The organism is Pedobacter frigidisoli (genome assembly GCF_004331675.1).
GTDB classification, from domain to species: domain Bacteria; phylum Bacteroidota; class Bacteroidia; order Sphingobacteriales; family Sphingobacteriaceae; genus Pedobacter; species Pedobacter frigidisoli.
Genome location: NZ_SJSN01000010.1, coordinates 41,720 through 58,275, shown reverse-complemented (window position 1 = coordinate 58,275; position 16,556 = coordinate 41,720). Strand labels below are relative to the sequence as shown.

Sequence of the window (16,556 nt, the reverse complement as noted above, 5' to 3'; positions counted from 1 at the left end):
GGTGGCCTAGAGTAAATCCTTAAGCACCACCCAAACATTATCTGCCAATATTTTATCTCCCTCGGCTGTTGGATGAATGCCATCTGCCTGATTTAACTTAGGAATGCCTCCAACTTTATCCAAGAGAAAGGGAATTAATACCATATTATTCTTCTTGGCCAGATCGGGGAAGATGTTCTTAAAATCGGCAGCATATTTCGCACCCATATTGGGCGGCATTTGCATCCCTGCGATCACCAATTTCACATCTGGATATTTAGACTTTACCCGATCTATGATATCCTGAAGATTTTTTATGGTTTGTTTTACGGGCAGGCCACGTAACCCATCGTTTGCACCAAGCTCAAGCACAAAAATATCGACAGGTTGTTTCAAAAGCCAATCAATTCGACCTTTCCCACCTGCTGATGTTTCTCCACTTAAACCTCCATTAATTACCTTATAAAGCAGTTTAAGCGAATCAATTCTATTCTGGATTAATGCTGGGTAAGCCTCGGTTGGGTCTAATCCATATCCGGCGGTTAAGCTGGTTCCAAAAAATAGGATATTTTTTTGCTGCATTTTTGTATTTGCAGTAGTTTGGTCAGCTGAATCTAATGTTTCATTATCCTTGCCCTTATCTTGTTTATTTCCACAGGCTGCAAACATCAAAACCAAAACAAATAGGCCTATAAAGCGTTTTCGTAACATATCATCTAATTCTATCTCTAATAAAAAAACCATTATCTTAACAGGCAAAGCCTTGTTATGTTTGGCAAATATCCATTAAGCAAATCCTTAAAATAAGAAACTTGGAAAGCATACTGAACATTCGAAATGTAAGCAAAATTTACCAAAGTGCCGGAAAGGAACTCACTGTTCTCAACAATATCAATTTCTCTATAGATGCAGGTTCCACAGTTGCCATTACGGGCCCATCAGGGAGTGGAAAAACAACGCTACTTGGCCTTTGCGCCGGATTAGATCGGGCAAGCAACGGAACGGTAGAACTCAATGGCATTGCCCTTGAAAAATTAAATGAAGATGAACGTGCGGCAGTACGCAATCAATACGTTGGCTTCATTTTCCAAAACTTTCAACTGCTTCCAACCTTAACCGCATTAGAAAATGTAATGGTTCCGCTAGAGTTGAGGGGTGCAAAGAACATTAAGGCACACGCTATGGATTTATTGGATAAAGTTGGTTTGGCAGATCGCTCGCATCACTATCCCGTTCAATTATCTGGCGGAGAGCAACAACGTGTTTCCTTGGCCAGGGCATTTTCTAATGCACCTGCTATTCTATTTGCCGATGAACCAACAGGAAACCTCGATGCGGAAACCAGTGAAAAAGTAATTAAATTACTGTTCGACCTTAATAAAGATGCTGGAACAACCTTGGTAATTGTTACCCACGACTTAGAATTGGCGGCAAGAACCTCAAGAACCATCAAAGTAAAAGGTGGCATAATCCTATCAGACGAGAAAGCAAGCTATGCCTAATCAAATTCCGAAGCAGAATATTAAATTTTCCTGGCTATTTAAGATGGCCTGGAGAGATAGTAGAAAGAACCGCTCTCGCTTGTTGCTTTTTATATCCTCTATCGTTTTGGGTATTGCGGCGCTTGTTGCTGTGTATTCTTTTAAGGATAATCTTCAACGTGATATCGATTCGCAGGCAAAGGAACTAACGGGAGCAGACTTAGTTTTAGATAGTAGAAAAGGCGTAAGCAAAGCGATGCAGAAAATGCTCGATACGCTTGGCGATGATCGCTCTCAGGAGAAAACCTTTGCATCAATGATCTATTTCCAAAAAGGTGGCGGAAGTAGATTAGTGCAAATGAAAGCGCTGCAGGGAAAATATCCTTATTATGGAATTATAGAAACCATTCCTGCAAAGGCAGCGGATGGTTTTCAAAATGATCAATATGCATTGGTTGATCAAACCTTGATGCTCCAATTTGGCGCCAAGGTTGGAGATTCGGTAAAAGTGGGCGAGCTTAACTTTAAGATTTTAGGCACACTGATTAAGGCCCCTGGGCAAACCGGGATCGCCTCAAGTGTTGCGCCAACAGTTTATATTCCCTTAAAATACTTAGATAAAACCAACCTGATTAAAACAGGAAGTAGGATTAACAATAAATTTTACTACCGCTATAATGATCCATCGGGTGTGGATGAGTGGGTAAAAAAGAATGAGCCCAAATTAGAGAAAGAGGGCTTTGATGCCGATACGGTTGAATCCAGAAAGGAGCAAACAGGAAGATCATTTAAGGACGTAAATCGCTTTTTGGCATTATCGGGATTTATTGCATTATTGTTAGGTTGCGTTGGCGTTGGAAGCGCCATTCATGTTTACATCCAGGAAAAACTTAGTGCAATTGCAACCTTGAGGTGCCTCGGACTAAAGTCTCGCCACGCTTTCTTGATCTATCTTGTCCAGATTTTTTTTATCGGACTTATTGCAGCGCTTCTCGGCTCTATATTGGGGACAGCAATCCAGTTTTTACTTCCATTGGTACTAAAGGATTTTCTTCCAGTTGAAATTACCATGCAGGTTTCATGGCCAGCCGTTGGTCAGGGTATTTTGCTTGGACTTATTATCTCGATCCTGTTTGCATTGCCCTCGCTGTTAGCTGTGCGAAAGATTTCCCCATTAAACGCAATAAGAATCTCATTTGAAAAAGCTGGCGGAAAAAGAGATCCCTTAACCTGGCTGGTATACATTCTTATGGCTGCCTTTGTAACGGGATTTACCCATTTACAAATGAAAACCTGGGTACAAACATTGGCTTTTACCTTAAGTATTGGCATTGCTTTCATCTTGCTTATTGTTTTATCGAAATTGTTGATGTTCTTGGTGAAAAAGCTTTTACCTAAATCATCTAGTTATTTGTGGCGGCAAGGTTTTGCAAATCTTTATCGTCCAAACAACCAAACCTTAATGCTTACTGTTTCGATTGGATTATCAACCGCTTTTATCTGCACACTGTTTTTTGTTCAGGGAATTTTAATGAACAGGGTTACGCTTTCATCAGGAAGTAATCAGCCAAATATGGTGATGTTCGATATTCAGAATACCCAAAAAGAGGGTTTAGATAGTTTAACGAAAGCTTTCAAGTTACCCTTGATGAATCAAGTTCCGGTGATTACGATGCGGATTGAGGAGATTAATGGAAAGAAAGCCAATGCTGATACCAATAACCGTCGTGCTTATCGAAATGAGATTAGGGCAACTTATCAGGATAGCCTTACTGCTGCTGAGAAAATTGTAGAAGGAAAATGGATAGGAAGGATAAAATCTGGAGAAACGATTTACATTTCATTGGATCAGCGCTATGCGCAACAAATTAATGTTGGTCTTAATGACAAAATATTATTCAATGTACAGGGAATGATGATTCCTACTGTTGTTGGAAGCTTTAGAGAAGTAAATTGGAGCAAAATGCAAACCAACTTTAGGGTGGTATTTCCGGCTGGTGTATTAGAGGAGGCACCGCAGTTTCACGTCCTGATGACGAGAGTATCCACCAGCGAAATGTCGGCGAAGTTTCAAGGGGAAGTTGTTCAAAAATTCCCTAACGTTTCGGTAATAGACTTAGACCTCGTATTAAAACTATTAGATGAATTGTTGAGTAAAATCGGTTTTGTAATCCAGTTCATGGCAGGCTTTAGTATGGTAACCGGTTGGATTGTATTAATCTCTGCTGTACTTACCAGTAAAAATCAACGAATAAAGGAAAGTATATTATTGAGAACAATGGGGGCCAGTAGAAAACAGATTTTGGCCATAAACGCTATTGAATATTTCTTTTTAGGTGCTTTTGCAGCAGGTGCAGGATTAATTTTGGCACTAGGCGGAAGTTGGGCATTGGCCAAATTTACTTTCGATGCAAACTTTGTTCCGCCATTTGTACCTACCCTTTTATTGTTTGGCTCTGTTATGTTAATTGTGGTGGTTACCGGAGTATTAAGTACTAGAAGTATCTTAAATCAGCCTCCACTAAAGATTTTGAGAACCGAGGGTTAAAGGAAGATTTTTGCCACAGATTTGCACAGATAAACACAGATTTGGGTTATTAATTTTTATATGGATAATTATTTAGTGACGCCAGAAGCTTAACTTTTCCCGCAGATTTGCACAGATAAACGCAGATTTGGGTTGTTAATTTTTATGTGTTTTATCATTTGGTAAAGCTTGGGGCTTAGGTTTTAGCCGCAGACTACACAGATCACACAGACTTGGGTTGTTATTCTTTATCTGTGCCTATCCTTTCTTATCTGTGGTTAATTAATATCCCTTTTGCCAAAACAATTCGCTTTTAAAAAGGATTGTATTTAAATACCAATAAAGTTGAACATGAAAGCAAAAATATTAATCTTAGTTGCGTCCCTTGGTTTGGGATTGGCAGCGTGTAGCGGTAAAAAAGCAGATCAGGAAAATGCTGATAGCATGTACAAATATGCAGATACCAATAAGGTAGTTGATAGTACAAGTGCTGATACCACAGCCGATTCTACTACAAATGCTCCTGCCGATGTGAAGCATTAAAAACAATAATCAAACAACTAGCGCTCATACCGATAAGGATGGGCGTTTTTTGATACTGTAAAATATCAAAAATCAATATTCCTTACCATAAGAACAAGTATTAATTAAAAATTTCATTGTAAATTTCTTACATTTTTTGAATCTCCTCATCCATTAACTTAACGAAATCAGTTCTTCTACGCTTTGGAAAACATCCTTTATTTTGGTGATGAAATACAATCATACTATTAATTTCCTTATCTGGCATATCAACAATATTCTGAATTGCATGCTTAAGTTCATCGTAACGCAAAATAAATTGTAGTTCTCAGAAATATCTTCCTGAATGGTCTCTTGTATTGTTTTGCTAAAAACTCACATTGAAACGTTAAATCTGGGTATTTGAAATAGCTTTCTACCTCCAAAGGATTTTCTACCAAAATTTCTCCATTATCATTTTTAACATACAGATTTTTATGCAGGGAAAATTGGCATTAGCTCTAAGCGACTGAATCAGATTCTTAAGGAAAAGCTGAATAAAACCGGTATGCAGATTATTCATGATCGCATCATTTTGGAGGTCAAAAGAAAAATCATCCACAGCGAGCTTACCATTAAGGAAATTGCTTACGATTTAGGCTTTTCTGATCGACCATATTTCAGCAGGTTTTTTAAAAAGCAAACGCAGCAAACGCCAGAGGCATTTCAAAAACAAGCTAAAAACCATATCGAATCGAAGTTTAATACGCTTATTTGACTATTTGGAACATTTTTCTGCTGGTGATGTTATTCTTTGAAAATTAGAGCATGATGAATAAAAAAACCAAATTATTACTCCTAACCTTAGGAGTTGGGGCAATAGCGATAAACCTCGTTTCCTGCGTTTCTATACCAAAGGGAGCAACCGCAGTAAAGCCTTTCAAAAAAGATAATATCTGGGCAAATGGTATGAGATTGCCCGAATGGATTTCAAGTTTGAGAAAAACCTGAACAATGTTACGGCGACGTATTCACTTAAAGATGATGGCGCCATTAAGGTGGATAACCGTGGTTACAACTACGTGAAAAAGGAATGGAAGCAAAGTGTTGGCAAGGCGAAGTTTGTAAATAATAGCGATGAGGGGAGGTTAAAGGTTTCCTTTTTCGGTCCTTTTTATGCGGGCTACAATGTTATTCAAATTGATGAAGATTATCAGTTCGCGTTAATTGCTGGCAATAACCTGGATTACCTTTGGATCTTAGCAAGAAAACCGAGCATCCCCGAAAATGTCAAGGCAGAATACCTTAAAAAAGCACAAGCTTTAGGTTATGATACCTCCACCCTAGTTTGGACAAAACATGATCAATAATAATTTAGGCTTTAATTCAATTAGTAATACATTTACAGCATGATTAGATTGAATAACGATACACCAAGTGATGTACTTCAAGAAGTTAGGATTGGGAATATGGTGACCGATACCTTTAGCAAAACGGGATTGGTAGAAACCATAGAGATTAGCGATGACGGTTTGTACAGAATTTACGAATTTCATCTGGTTACAGGAAGAACCATCACCGTAAAAAAGTAAATTAGACCTAAAATCCCTATCGATCCATGTCACTATTCTTCCTACTTTTCGGTATCCTATTGTTATTTGTGCTGATCTTAAAAAAGATAAACCCGATGATTGCACTTTCAGCTGTTGCAATTATCACTGGTTTATTATTGGGCATGCCTGCAGTGAAAGTAATGGGATCCATCAGCAATGGAATTGGAAGTACCTTGGGCAGTATGGTTATGGTACTCGCCCTTGGTGCAATGATGGGTAAGCTGATTGAGGATAGTGGTTCGGCCAAAAAGATCGTCTTTATACTAATTAAGGCATTTGGAAAGAAAAATATTCAGTGGGCCGTTTTGTTAACCGGTTTATTGGTGGGGATTCCACTATTTTACAATGCAGGTTTTGTGGTTTTAATTCCATTGGTTTTTGCCATTTCTGCCGCCACTGGTTTATCAAAATTATATATTGGCATTCCGATGGCTGCTGCACTTTCAGTAACCCACGGCTTTTTACCTCCGCATCCTGGGCCTGTTGCCTTGGCCGGAATTTTCCATGCCGATATTGGCAAAACACTTATTTATGGATTGATTTTAAGTTTGCCGATCGCCGTAATTGCCGGTGTTTATTTCCCAAGGCTGATTATTAATCGAAATCAACCCGTAGCAAAGGATTTTATTATAGACGACGAAGCCCACCTGCCATCGGGAACCAGAAGCTTTATCACTGCCCTATTACCTGTATTCCTTATTATTGCAGGAACCATTGGAAGCGCAATTAACGCCAATTATATAGGAAAACCTGTCCTTGTTTTTTTGGCAGACCCTACTGCGGCGTTATTGCTTTCGGTTATTATCACGCTGTTAGTACAAAAAACATCCATAGAAAAAGCAATGGAATCCTGTACAGAGGGCGTAAAGGGCGTGGCCATGATTATTCTCATTATTGCCGCTGGAGGTGCCTTTAAGCAAATACTAATCGACAGCGGTATGGGTGAAACCGTAAAACAATTAACAGGAAACTTAAATTTATCGCCGCTATTATTGGCTTGGCTCATCACGGCATCGCTTCGTGTAACCCTAGGCTCGGCAACAGTTGCTGCACTTACAGCATCGGGCATGGTTTTACCATTAATCGGTCCGGGTGCTTCTCCAGAGCTTATGGTGCTTTCTGTTGGGGCAGGTAGTTTGATGTTTTCTCACGTAAACGATACCGGCTTTTGGATGTTTAAGGAATATTTCAACCTTACACTTAAGGAAACTTTCCGTACGTGGACAGCAATGGAAAGTATTGTTTCTATTTTGGGATTGATTGGAGTCTTATTATTAAACCAGTTTGTTAGTTAAGGCAAACTTGATTTCTGAAGCCTCAAACTGGCGTATATTCTATATAAAATAAAATGGCCTTAAATGAGATAGGCCAGCGAATCGCTGGCCATATCTACGTCATCTAAATCGTCCCATTGATTTAATCTGAATGATACAAAGATGCTCATCCAATAAACCAGCGGCAATAGCCCTTGTGGACTATAATACTGCGTTATTTCCTTAGTCCTCTCGTATTAAAACCCATCAATAAAGTAGTATTAATTGCATTAATTTTATCCGATTAAGGTATGCGATCAAAAGTTAGTGCTGTGGTTTTCTACCGAGAAGTTGTACATTAAGGAATGGCCCTCATTTTTTAAAAACTTTTGCTTGTACCTTTTCTGAATTTGGTCATTCTGTTTTACACCATTTACAATCAAATCTGTTTTGTTGAGCTTGTACGATAACTTATTTGTGGTACTGATAATTCCGTCATTCAGCAATTCTTTATTGATTTGGTTCGTATAATCTCTCCCATCGCCATTGGTAACACTTTTGGATGTTGACACATGCTCAGAAATTGTTTTTGTTGTGGCCGCTTCTCTATCAATTCTTGGTGGTGCTGGAGGTGCAGGTGGCATTTTAGAATTAATATCCCTTGGCGCTACAGGCGGCTTTGGTGGCCTTGGCGCTCTTGGAGCTCTCGCCGGTTTTGGAATTCTATCTCCTATTGCATCCTGCCTAGCAAGCTCGGCATCATCTTTTGCTTGCATAGCATCAGCAATAGCCTGCTTTGAATCTTCTTGCGCCTGCTGTGAGTCGATAATTGCCTGCTTCGAATCTTCCTTTGCTTGCTTGGCATCAAGAATCGCTTGCTCAGCATCTTTTTTTGCTTGGTCGGCATTAACGATGGCTTGTTTGGCATTTTCCTTTGCCCGTTTAGTATATTCCTCTTTATCAGTTTTATACTGTTTTTTAGCTTCTTCCTTACTGGTTCTTAGCTTACTCTTGTCCGTTGATTTTTGTTCGGCCAATTTAAGTTTTTGTTCAATCTCTTGTTCTAACTGTTCAACTGACTTTGTCTTTTCGTTTTTTGCCGTTTTTCTTGTGGTATCCTGTACAACTTGTGTTTCGGTAAACATTTCCTTTTTGTTCGATGGTGTTGCTGCATAGCTAACACTTTTAAATGCGGCAGTGCAAAACACAACCGATACCAATGCGATGGTTAATATTGTTTTTTCCATTTTGTTTAAAGTTGAATTGGTGTTAAATAACATCCTACTTGCCCTATGTAGTAGGCTACCTTTCTTGCCCGTAATGCCCATTGCGTAAGCAGGTGCGCACTGCTTAAACTCTTGACAAAATATTAAGGCCTTAACGTAGTTTTTGCGATCGTTTACACAGGCGATGGCCAAATCATCGCAACAATGTTCACGTTCTGTTTTTATTAATTGCGATACCCAAAGTACCGCTGGATTGAAGAAGAATACGATTTCGATAAAACTCTGCAACAGGTTAACCAAGTAATCTCTGCGTTTAATGTGGGCCAACTCGTGAGATAAAATTGCCTCAACTTCTGCGTTAGACAAACCATTTATTAAGCCCAAGGGAATTAAGATTAAAGGCTTAAAATGACCGACAACCAATGGCATTTGCGCTAAACCAGACTGCATCATTTTTACTTGTTGATGAATACCCAATTTTTTGGCCAGCGTATCCAATTTATCATCCCACTGCTTACCTGATGGATAAGTTTGATTGTTCCTTAAATGATAAACGCCATTTAGTCCAACAACAAGTTGAATACTTTTACCACAGATAATCAAGAACCAAACCATCACAATTTGGTAAGCATACTCATTCCAAATGTTTAATAAATTGCTTAAACCTGCATACAACTGATGCTGAAAATCTGAGATCACTGGTTGCTTAACATCTACTTTTTGAAGATTGATTTGCGTCTCATTTGCCAATCCTGCCAAATTAGCCGATGCAGGCTTTTGAAGTTCAACAAAGAAAGTAAATCCAATGACGCCAACAAATAAAAACAAACAAATGGTTAGCAAATTATAGCGCAAACTGGCACTTGCTTTTCGGGTAGCAAACATAACTACGCCACAAACTAGCGACAAGATAACGCCAAGCCAAAGCGAATGAAATAGCGTTGCCCCAACTGCTTGTAGCCAGTTTTCTGGCGATAGATTAATGAGTTTGAATTCCATTAAGTGGTTCTTTAATGTTTTAGGTTTCCTTAATTATTCCATGCTATCCAATAGCCGCTTAATCTCTTCAATTTCTGCTTTCGATGTTTTTTCGTTGCCCAAAAGCTGCATCATTAATTGCGATGCCGAACCTTTGTAAAGCGTACTCACAAAACGATCTAACAACTGAACTTTCGTTTTTGCCTCTGCCTCAACAGGAATATAAATGTGCTTCATTTGGCTTTCATCACGTTTTAAAATTCCTTTTTCGGTTAAGATTTGCATTTGCTTAAGGGTTGAAGTATAATTCACTTCCCTATTTTCGTTCAGTTTATCATTCACAAACCTTACTGTAGATGGCCCGAATTCCCAAAGCACCTGCAGAATTTCTAGTTCAGCTTTGGTTGGTTCTGGCAAATTATTTTCAGCTCGATCATTCTTCATAATCTAAAGGTACGATAGTTTTCGTACGATGCAAATATTACCTAAATTATTTTTTAATATTTTTTATGTTGATCATTCAAATAAGCACCAACGTAGGTTTAAAAGGCATTTATAAAAGATAATTATATAAAACATTTATAAAATGATGTAACAAGGATTGGAATATTTAAAGTCATTTTTGCATCACACCAAATGAAATAATAAAATGAAGCTCAAAGTTTTGTTATCGGCGCTACTAATTTTCGCGTTCGCCAGTGCAAATGCACAACATGAAATGCATACCAAAAAGGATTCTACAAAAAATGATTCCCTAAAAATGGATCATGATATGGGCGACATGGATATGGAATTTCCCATGAGCCATTCCTATTCCTTAAATCTTCCCATGCAAAGAAATGGATCTGGTACGGCATGGCTTCCAGATGCATCGCCAATGTATGGCATGATGATTCATGCTAAAAAATGGATGTATATGTTGCATGGAAATATCACACTGCGTTATACCAATCAAGATCTTGAAAAGAAGGGAAGTCGTGGTAGCGATAAATTTGATGCGCCCAACTGGTTTATGTTTATGGGTCAACGAAAAGTTGGCGAAAAAGGTCTATTCCATTTCAGTTCTATGCTTTCCTTGGATCGATTTACAGAAGGCGGCGCTGGTTACCCGCTTTTATTTCAAACTGGTGAAAGCTGGAAAGGTCAGCCTTTAGTTGATCGACAGCACCCACATGATTTATTTTCTGAACTTTCTGTTGCTTACACTTATGCTTTTTCAAAAAAAACAGACTTTACCCTTTATCTTGGTTATCCTGGAGAACCGGCACTTGGTTCCGTGGCATTTATGCATCGTCCATCAGCATTGGCTAATCCCGATGCGCCAATTTCCCACCATTGGAATGATGGAACTCACATTACTTTTGGTGTGGCCACTTTAGGTTTTAGGTACAATAAGTTTAAAATAGAGGCGTCTTCGTTCACGGGAAGAGAGCCTAACGAAAATCGTTTCGATTTTGATAAACCTCGATTTGATTCTTTCAGTGCTAGATTATCCTTTAATCCAAACAAAAACTGGGCCTTGCAAGTTTCGCAGGGCTGGATCAAAAGTCCTGAAGAGTTACACGAAAACGAAGATGTAAACAGAACTATTGCCTCGGCAATATATGCGTTGCCAATTGGTGACGAGCAAAACTTAAATGCTACCGTTTTATGGGGCATGAATAAAACCAAAGGACATGAAAGTGAAAATGCAGCTTTGCTGGAGGCTGCCTATCGCTTAAAGAAATTCTCCTTTTACAGTCGTTATGAGTGGGTGCAGAAATCTGTAGAAGAATTAAATCTAGATGAAACCATTTATGGTCATAAACTTTTCGGCGTAAATGCGTTAAGCTTGGGGCTTAATTACGATGTATTTAACTTAGGTAAATTTAGAACTGCCATTGGCGGGCAAGTTTCGCTTTACAAGGCAAATGCGATGTTGGATAATCTTTATGGCAAAAACCCAATCGGCGCTCAGGTTTTTATCAGAATTTATCCTGCATTAATGAAAATGTAAGTTAGAGTAAAGCCTATGAATTCATGTTATAATCTTTATTTCTTGTGATTACATCATATTCAACCTGATCTAGCCTACCCCTTGAAAGACCGTATTTGGCAAAGTTTTGAATATAATTCAAGTTGTTACTAATGTATTTATCCAAGGTTGCATGCTGAAAACTCACGATGTTTTGGTTTACGGTATCGACACCAGTATAGATAAATTGAGTTCGATTAAAATAAAGAAAATACTCGCTTACATTCTTAAAGCTTTCATTAAAGTTGAGCTTAACATTACCCTCAGAAATCAGAAGTCCTGTTTGTGCAATTGCTCTTAAACCAACCCTTTTGAATGATTGCTCCATGCTATCCAAAAACAGAACAATTAATGAAGTTTCGTATCCTAACGTATTTGCCAAATCTACGAGTTCTCGAAACGAAGCATCATTAAAAACCGTTTCCAAAATGATATTTTTACCCGATTTTAAGGCAATGCTGACCAGTTCCTTTGTCCTGCTTTTGTAAACATCAGTCATAAAAACCTCATAGCCTTCTAGAGAACTAAGTTTTGTTCTTATGAAAGTAGATTTTCCAGCTGCATTACATCCTGCTACAAAGATCAGTTCGGGCATATTAATTTTTACGCAATTTGTCTTATAATGGTATCCTTAATTTCTTTTGGCATACCTTGATCATCACAAATAATTTCCACCTCAACAACGAACTTCTCACCGGTTGGAAGTTCTTTCCTCCAATAGCCACCATCTTCAGAAAACTGTGCATAATAAGGATTTCCTCTTTCAAAAGCCAATTGCTTGCCCAATTCGTCCATATTGGTGTTTACCTCGAGCAGCTTATCTACAATGGAATTCGTTTTCATCACAATTTATTTAAGGTGTTAAGTAAAGATACAAAATCAAAAAATGTTTAAATAGATAATAATCCTCAGTATCAATATAAGAACAAATCCAAATTATTTCAATGCCTTAATTACGGCTATCAAATCCTCTTCACCGAACTCAGCTGCTGCATCTTCAAAAGTTTTTAAGGCTGTTTTAGCCAATGGCGATGAAATTCCTTCATCCTGCGCCAACCTTAAATCCTTTACAATATGTTTTAATGCAAAGGCCGCTTTATAATTGTCGTTCAGAATAGCATCGCCTTTAATTTTGGTAAAAATATTTCCAATTGCTGCGTTATTGATGAGGCTTAACAGGTCTTCGGTTTTAATTCCGTTTGAGTTCGCGAATAGAATAGTTTCGGCCAAACCTTGGGTATAAAGCGCTAACAATGAATTTATGGCCAATTTAGCCTGATTTCCAGCGCCATTCTCACCAACTAATAAAACCATTTTACCCAAATTCTCTAATATTGGCCTTACTTTCTCGCAAGCGTTATTTTCCCCTCCAACCATAATCACCAACTGACCAGTTTCGGCTTGCTTTACACTTCCAGAAACCGGCGCATCCAGATAATTGTTTCCTTGCTCAACACATTTTGCTGCCATTTCCTTGGAGATTGTTGGCGAAACCGTACTCATATTGATGATGACTTTTCCTAAAGTTTTTGCTTCCAACAAACCGCCATCGCTTTCAAAGATTTGTTTAATGGCTTCATCATCAGAAACCATGATCATAATTACATCCGTTTCCTGAATCAGTTCTTTTGGCGATTGCGCTATGGAAGCACCCATTTCCATTAATGCAGCTTCCTTTTCCTTGCTTCGATTGTAAACCGTAACCGCATAACCGGCTTTAATCAGTTGCTCCGCCATCGGAATCCCCATATTACCAAGACCAATCCACCCTATTTTACTTGTACTCATTTTTGTTGTTTTGATGATTAACAAATTTGCAAAAGAAAAGGCTTAAATGGTGGGGAAATATTTTATTTTTCTAGAATTAAGCTTGCCAAAAAGGTTTTTGAATGTTTAAAACATTTAAGGAATATCACCAACACAAAACCTAAATTTGCTCACATGAGCAGCTTACTTAAGGATTTATATTCGCCTACTTTTTACAATCGATTAGCCGATGCATTGGTGATTACGGTTCCCGATTTTGATAAATCAAAGTTTATCAAGAAGATTTACACATCGGGTTTTGAATCGAAAGAATTAAAGGAAAGGATGGAACATACGGCTGTGGTGTTGCATCAATTTTTACCGAATGATTATCCTCAAGCCATTGCGCTCATCAAAAAAACCATTTCGCAATTGCGAATCGAGGGAATTGGGGAAGATGGATTGGCCTACATGTTCATCCCCGATTATTTAGAAAAATATGGAATTAATCATTTCGAAGAATCGGTTGAAGCACTCGAATTTGTAACCCAATTTGTAAGCTGTGAATTTGCTGTTCGTCCGTTTATATTAAAATACGAAGTCAAAATGATTCAGAAAATGAATAATTGGTCGTTACATACAAGCCACAAAGTGAGGAGACTGGCCAGTGAGGGCAGCCGTCCACGTTTGCCTTGGGCAATGGGCATTCCTTTCTTGAAAAAAGATCCAACCTCCATTTTGCCTATACTTGAAAACCTGAAGAAAGATCCATCTGAATATGTGAGAAGAAGCGTGGCCAACAACTTAAATGATATTGCTAAGGATCACCCGCAAATAGTAATGGATATTGCAAAACGTTGGTCGGGGTTGGGTACCGAAACAGATGCAATTATTAAACATGGCAGCAGAACATTATTAAAGCAAGGCCATGCAGAAATTTTAAAACATTATGGCTTGGATGATAAGGGAATTTCTTTAAGCAACTTCAAAATTTTAACTCCAGAAGTAAATATTGGCGGAAGTTTGTCATTTTCTTTCATCATTAAAAATGAAAACCTGACTGAACAAAAAGTGAGGTTGGAATATGCCATTTACTATAAAAAGCAAAACGGACAAAACACTAAAAAGGTCTATAAAATCTCTGAAAGGATTTATCCAGCCCATGCTGAAGTAAGTATTATACGAAAACAAAAGTTCGTTTTAATTACCACCAGAAAGTTACATCTAGGAGATCATCAAATTTCGATCATCATCAATGGATCAGAAAAGGAGATTTCTTATTTTGAACTGATGGCCTAGCCAATAATCGAAATCAGTTCATCAAGCAATGGAATCTGTCGATCTTTTATCGCTTTAATAGCATCTTCATAATTAAACCAATTCCCTCTATCTACCTCAACAAAGCTTTGCTTTTTGCCAGATTTTGGCGGCCATTCCATTTCAAAAGTATTGCTCACTAATGTTGCAGGATCTATATTGCCCTCAATAGCCCAGCACAAAACTCTTTTTCCTCCCTTTTGGATGATGGGATTTAACTCAATAAAATCTCCATTTATCCTTGTTCCTACTTCTTCTTCAAATTCTCTAATGGCTGCATCGAGTGGTTCCTCGTTTGCATCCAGTTCACCTTTTGGTACTGACCATACGCCCAAATCCCTTTTTGCAAAAATAGGTCCACCAGGGTGAATAAGAAAGAACTCTAATCCCTTATCCGTTTTACGAAAAAGTAATAAACCTGCACTTTGTCTCATTATGCAAGTTAACTTTTCAGAATTTAAAATCTTAATTAATCAATCAAAAAAGCCACCTAAGTTTTTCTCCTCCGGTGGCTTTACATTTGTGTTTTTGGTTGATATATTGATTTATTGTTTGGTAATTTAAACTCCGTTCTTCTATTCAGCTGGTGGTCTGCCTCAGAACACTTCACACCATTTGAACATTTGTTCAACAACATGCTTTCTCCATATCCCTTTGCCGTGATCCTGTTCTTCTCGATACCACGATCGATGATGTACTGCACCGCCGAGTTTGCCCTGCTCTGCGATAGCCATTGGTTATATTGGTCGTTGCCTCGGCTATCGGTATGTGATCCCAGTTCGATCCAGATCGTTGGATTGTCCTTCATAATCTTCACTAACTTATCCAATTCTATAGCTGCATCCGGTCTGATGTTAGATTTATCGAAATCATACCTGCAACGTGTGCGGTTAATGGAAAAGCATTGGTTGTCGCCTTTAGTGTTACCCTTACATGCAAAAGCCCCTTATTAGAACTTTCAAGCTCTAGTATGGCATCTTTATTAGGCAAATTTGAACCGGTTACGGTACCATCTTTTACTTTCTGCTGGGCAACAACAGTTAAAATACTAAACATTAAGCCCAAACTTAGGAGTAGGTGTTTTTTCATATCATTGAATTAAAAAAGCATTCGCAATTGATGCTCGATTTAAGGGTTATATAAAATTCTTCGCTGAGCGCAATTGGCTCGACAATATTTAGAGGTAAGAATTATGCGCTTAGCTTTCAGCTGCAAGAGGATCCTTATTAGAGTGGTATGAAATGCATTGAGAGGATAATACTTACTTAGTCAAAAAAATTATTTAAAATATTGCTAAGGATGGCCAGATGTGTTTTTATAGAGCGCTACCTTTAGTCGCACGATTAAACCAAAAACCAATCCAAATACACCGATAAGCGCTATTTTGGGAATAAGACATGATTAATGGTTTACGGAAAATTTAGGTGAGGAAATAAATAACCACATCGGGGAAAACGGGATTTGAAAATGAGGAAATAAATACCCTTAACTTTTATGTTACCTAAAAAAATAATTATGAAATAGGCCTCATGCAAAACGAAAGGAATTTACAAGGCGTCAGGAGTTTCAATGATTTCAGACTTTGGGAAATAATTATGGGCAAAAAATTACCCTAAATTATTTTGAAATACGCAGAGCGGGGAAATAATTAATCAAAAAAAGAGGCGGAATCTAGTAAGATCGCCTCTAATAATTTTAAAAGAATTTGATGGTCGGTATTAAAGCAAACCATATAAGCCATGCGCATAGCTTTTCAATGATGCTGATACTGACTTCATTTTATCGGGCGATGGCCCTTTAACTTTATAGGCTTCTGGATGAAGTTCTAAAAGTTGATCGTTAACTTCTTTTACTGTGCTTCTATTGCTTAATGTAGCATGCTGTTCTTCGCTTAATTTTAAAGGTGCCATGTCGTATCGTT

The 16,556-nt window shown here is 38.1% G+C and carries 18 protein-coding genes and 1 pseudogene; 9 read left to right on the top strand and 10 right to left on the bottom strand.

The genetic code is table 11. The features are described from left to right. Positions 1 to 6: 6 nt before the first annotated feature. A complete protein-coding gene (locus EZ449_RS13615; protein ID WP_225872317.1) occupies positions 7 to 723 on the bottom strand; it encodes an arylesterase in 717 nt (238 codons plus the stop codon). 68 nt (positions 724 to 791) lie between these two features. Here EZ449_RS13615 and EZ449_RS13610 point away from each other — a divergent pair, with 68 nt between their 5' ends. The 7 genes from EZ449_RS13610 (at position 792) to EZ449_RS13580 (ending at position 7,396) form a co-directional block, all read left to right on the top strand. After that, positions 792 to 1,481, top strand: coding sequence for an ABC transporter ATP-binding protein (locus EZ449_RS13610; RefSeq protein ID WP_131559690.1), 690 nt, complete (start codon positions 792 to 794; stop codon positions 1,479 to 1,481). Continuing rightward, positions 1,474 to 4,008 (top strand): ABC transporter permease, encoded by a 2,535-nt coding sequence (locus EZ449_RS13605; protein ID WP_131559688.1) that lies wholly within the window; start codon positions 1,474 to 1,476, stop codon positions 4,006 to 4,008. The genes EZ449_RS13610 and EZ449_RS13605 overlap by 8 nt, the downstream gene beginning before the upstream one ends. A gap of 330 nt (positions 4,009 to 4,338) precedes the next feature. Further along, positions 4,339 to 4,530, top strand: coding sequence for a hypothetical protein (locus EZ449_RS13600; RefSeq protein WP_131559686.1), 192 nt, complete (start codon positions 4,339 to 4,341; stop codon positions 4,528 to 4,530). Positions 4,531 to 4,996: 466 nt separating this feature from the next. Next, positions 4,997 to 5,266, top strand: coding sequence for a helix-turn-helix domain-containing protein (locus EZ449_RS13595; protein WP_225872327.1), 270 nt, complete (start codon positions 4,997 to 4,999; stop codon positions 5,264 to 5,266). Positions 5,267 to 5,471: 205 nt separating this feature from the next. Further along, on the top strand, positions 5,472 to 5,858 hold the full coding sequence (locus EZ449_RS13590) for a lipocalin family protein (RefSeq protein WP_262711135.1): 387 nt from the start codon (positions 5,472 to 5,474) through the stop codon (positions 5,856 to 5,858). Positions 5,859 to 5,897: 39 nt separating this feature from the next. Continuing rightward, positions 5,898 to 6,080 carry a hypothetical protein gene (locus EZ449_RS13585; protein WP_131559684.1) on the top strand — a complete coding sequence of 61 codons (183 nt, stop codon included), beginning with the start codon at positions 5,898 to 5,900 and terminating at the stop codon, positions 6,078 to 6,080. 26 nt (positions 6,081 to 6,106) lie between these two features. Beyond that, positions 6,107 to 7,396, top strand: a complete 1,290-nt coding sequence (locus EZ449_RS13580) for a GntT/GntP/DsdX family permease (protein ID WP_131559682.1) — start codon at positions 6,107 to 6,109, stop codon at positions 7,394 to 7,396. 275 nt (positions 7,397 to 7,671) lie between these two features. Here the strand turns inward: EZ449_RS13580 and EZ449_RS13575 are convergent, their stop codons facing one another. Together EZ449_RS13575 and EZ449_RS13570 are read right to left on the bottom strand one after the other, a co-directional pair. Beyond that, positions 7,672 to 9,579 carry a M56 family metallopeptidase gene (locus tag EZ449_RS13575; protein ID WP_131559680.1) on the bottom strand — a complete coding sequence of 636 codons (1,908 nt, stop codon included), beginning with the start codon at positions 9,577 to 9,579 and terminating at the stop codon, positions 7,672 to 7,674. 33 nt (positions 9,580 to 9,612) lie between these two features. Further along, complete coding sequence (locus tag EZ449_RS13570; RefSeq protein WP_131559678.1) at positions 9,613 to 10,002, bottom strand: BlaI/MecI/CopY family transcriptional regulator; 390 nt, start codon at positions 10,000 to 10,002, stop codon at positions 9,613 to 9,615. 205 nt (positions 10,003 to 10,207) lie between these two features. Between EZ449_RS13570 and EZ449_RS13565 the strand changes: the two genes are divergently transcribed. Then, positions 10,208 to 11,554, top strand: coding sequence for a hypothetical protein (locus EZ449_RS13565; protein ID WP_131559676.1), 1,347 nt, complete (start codon positions 10,208 to 10,210; stop codon positions 11,552 to 11,554). A 13-nt stretch (positions 11,555 to 11,567) separates the two neighbouring features. On the opposite strand, the gene EZ449_RS13560 is transcribed toward EZ449_RS13565, so the two are convergent. The 3 genes from EZ449_RS13560 to EZ449_RS13550 all read right to left on the bottom strand — a co-directional run bounded on the left by EZ449_RS13560 (position 11,568) and on the right by EZ449_RS13550 (position 13,360). Continuing rightward, entirely contained in the window at positions 11,568 to 12,167 is a 600-nt protein-coding gene (locus EZ449_RS13560) for a hypothetical protein (RefSeq protein ID WP_131559674.1), read from the bottom strand. 8 nt (positions 12,168 to 12,175) lie between these two features. Then, the gene (locus EZ449_RS13555; RefSeq protein ID WP_131559672.1) at positions 12,176 to 12,415 is read right to left on the bottom strand and encodes a hypothetical protein; all 240 of its coding nucleotides are present in this window, start codon (positions 12,413 to 12,415) and stop codon (positions 12,176 to 12,178) included. Positions 12,416 to 12,508: 93 nt separating this feature from the next. Further along, a complete protein-coding gene (locus EZ449_RS13550) occupies positions 12,509 to 13,360 on the bottom strand; it encodes an NAD(P)-dependent oxidoreductase (protein ID WP_131559670.1) in 852 nt (283 codons plus the stop codon). A gap of 153 nt (positions 13,361 to 13,513) precedes the next feature. On the opposite strand from EZ449_RS13550, the gene EZ449_RS13545 reads away from it, so the two are divergent. Then, positions 13,514 to 14,617, top strand: a complete 1,104-nt coding sequence (locus EZ449_RS13545; protein WP_131559668.1) for a DNA alkylation repair protein — start codon at positions 13,514 to 13,516, stop codon at positions 14,615 to 14,617. Here the strand turns inward: EZ449_RS13545 and EZ449_RS13540 are convergent. The 4 genes and pseudogenes from EZ449_RS13540 to EZ449_RS13525 form a co-directional block, all read right to left on the bottom strand. After that, entirely contained in the window at positions 14,614 to 15,069 is a 456-nt protein-coding gene (locus EZ449_RS13540; RefSeq protein WP_131559666.1) for an NUDIX domain-containing protein, read from the bottom strand. The genes EZ449_RS13545 and EZ449_RS13540 overlap by 4 nt on opposite strands. Before the next feature lie 80 nt (positions 15,070 to 15,149). Then, positions 15,150 to 15,509: pseudogene (locus EZ449_RS13535) on the bottom strand (OmpA family protein); the annotation flags it as partial. Beyond that, positions 15,467 to 15,724 (bottom strand): hypothetical protein, encoded by a 258-nt coding sequence (locus EZ449_RS13530; protein WP_131559664.1) that lies wholly within the window; start codon positions 15,722 to 15,724, stop codon positions 15,467 to 15,469. The gene EZ449_RS13530 and the pseudogene EZ449_RS13535, both read right to left, overlap by 43 nt. 629 nt (positions 15,725 to 16,353) lie before the next feature. Further along, on the bottom strand, positions 16,354 to 16,545 hold the full coding sequence (locus EZ449_RS13525; RefSeq protein ID WP_131559661.1) for a hypothetical protein: 192 nt from the start codon (positions 16,543 to 16,545) through the stop codon (positions 16,354 to 16,356). Positions 16,546 to 16,556 lie beyond the last annotated feature (11 nt).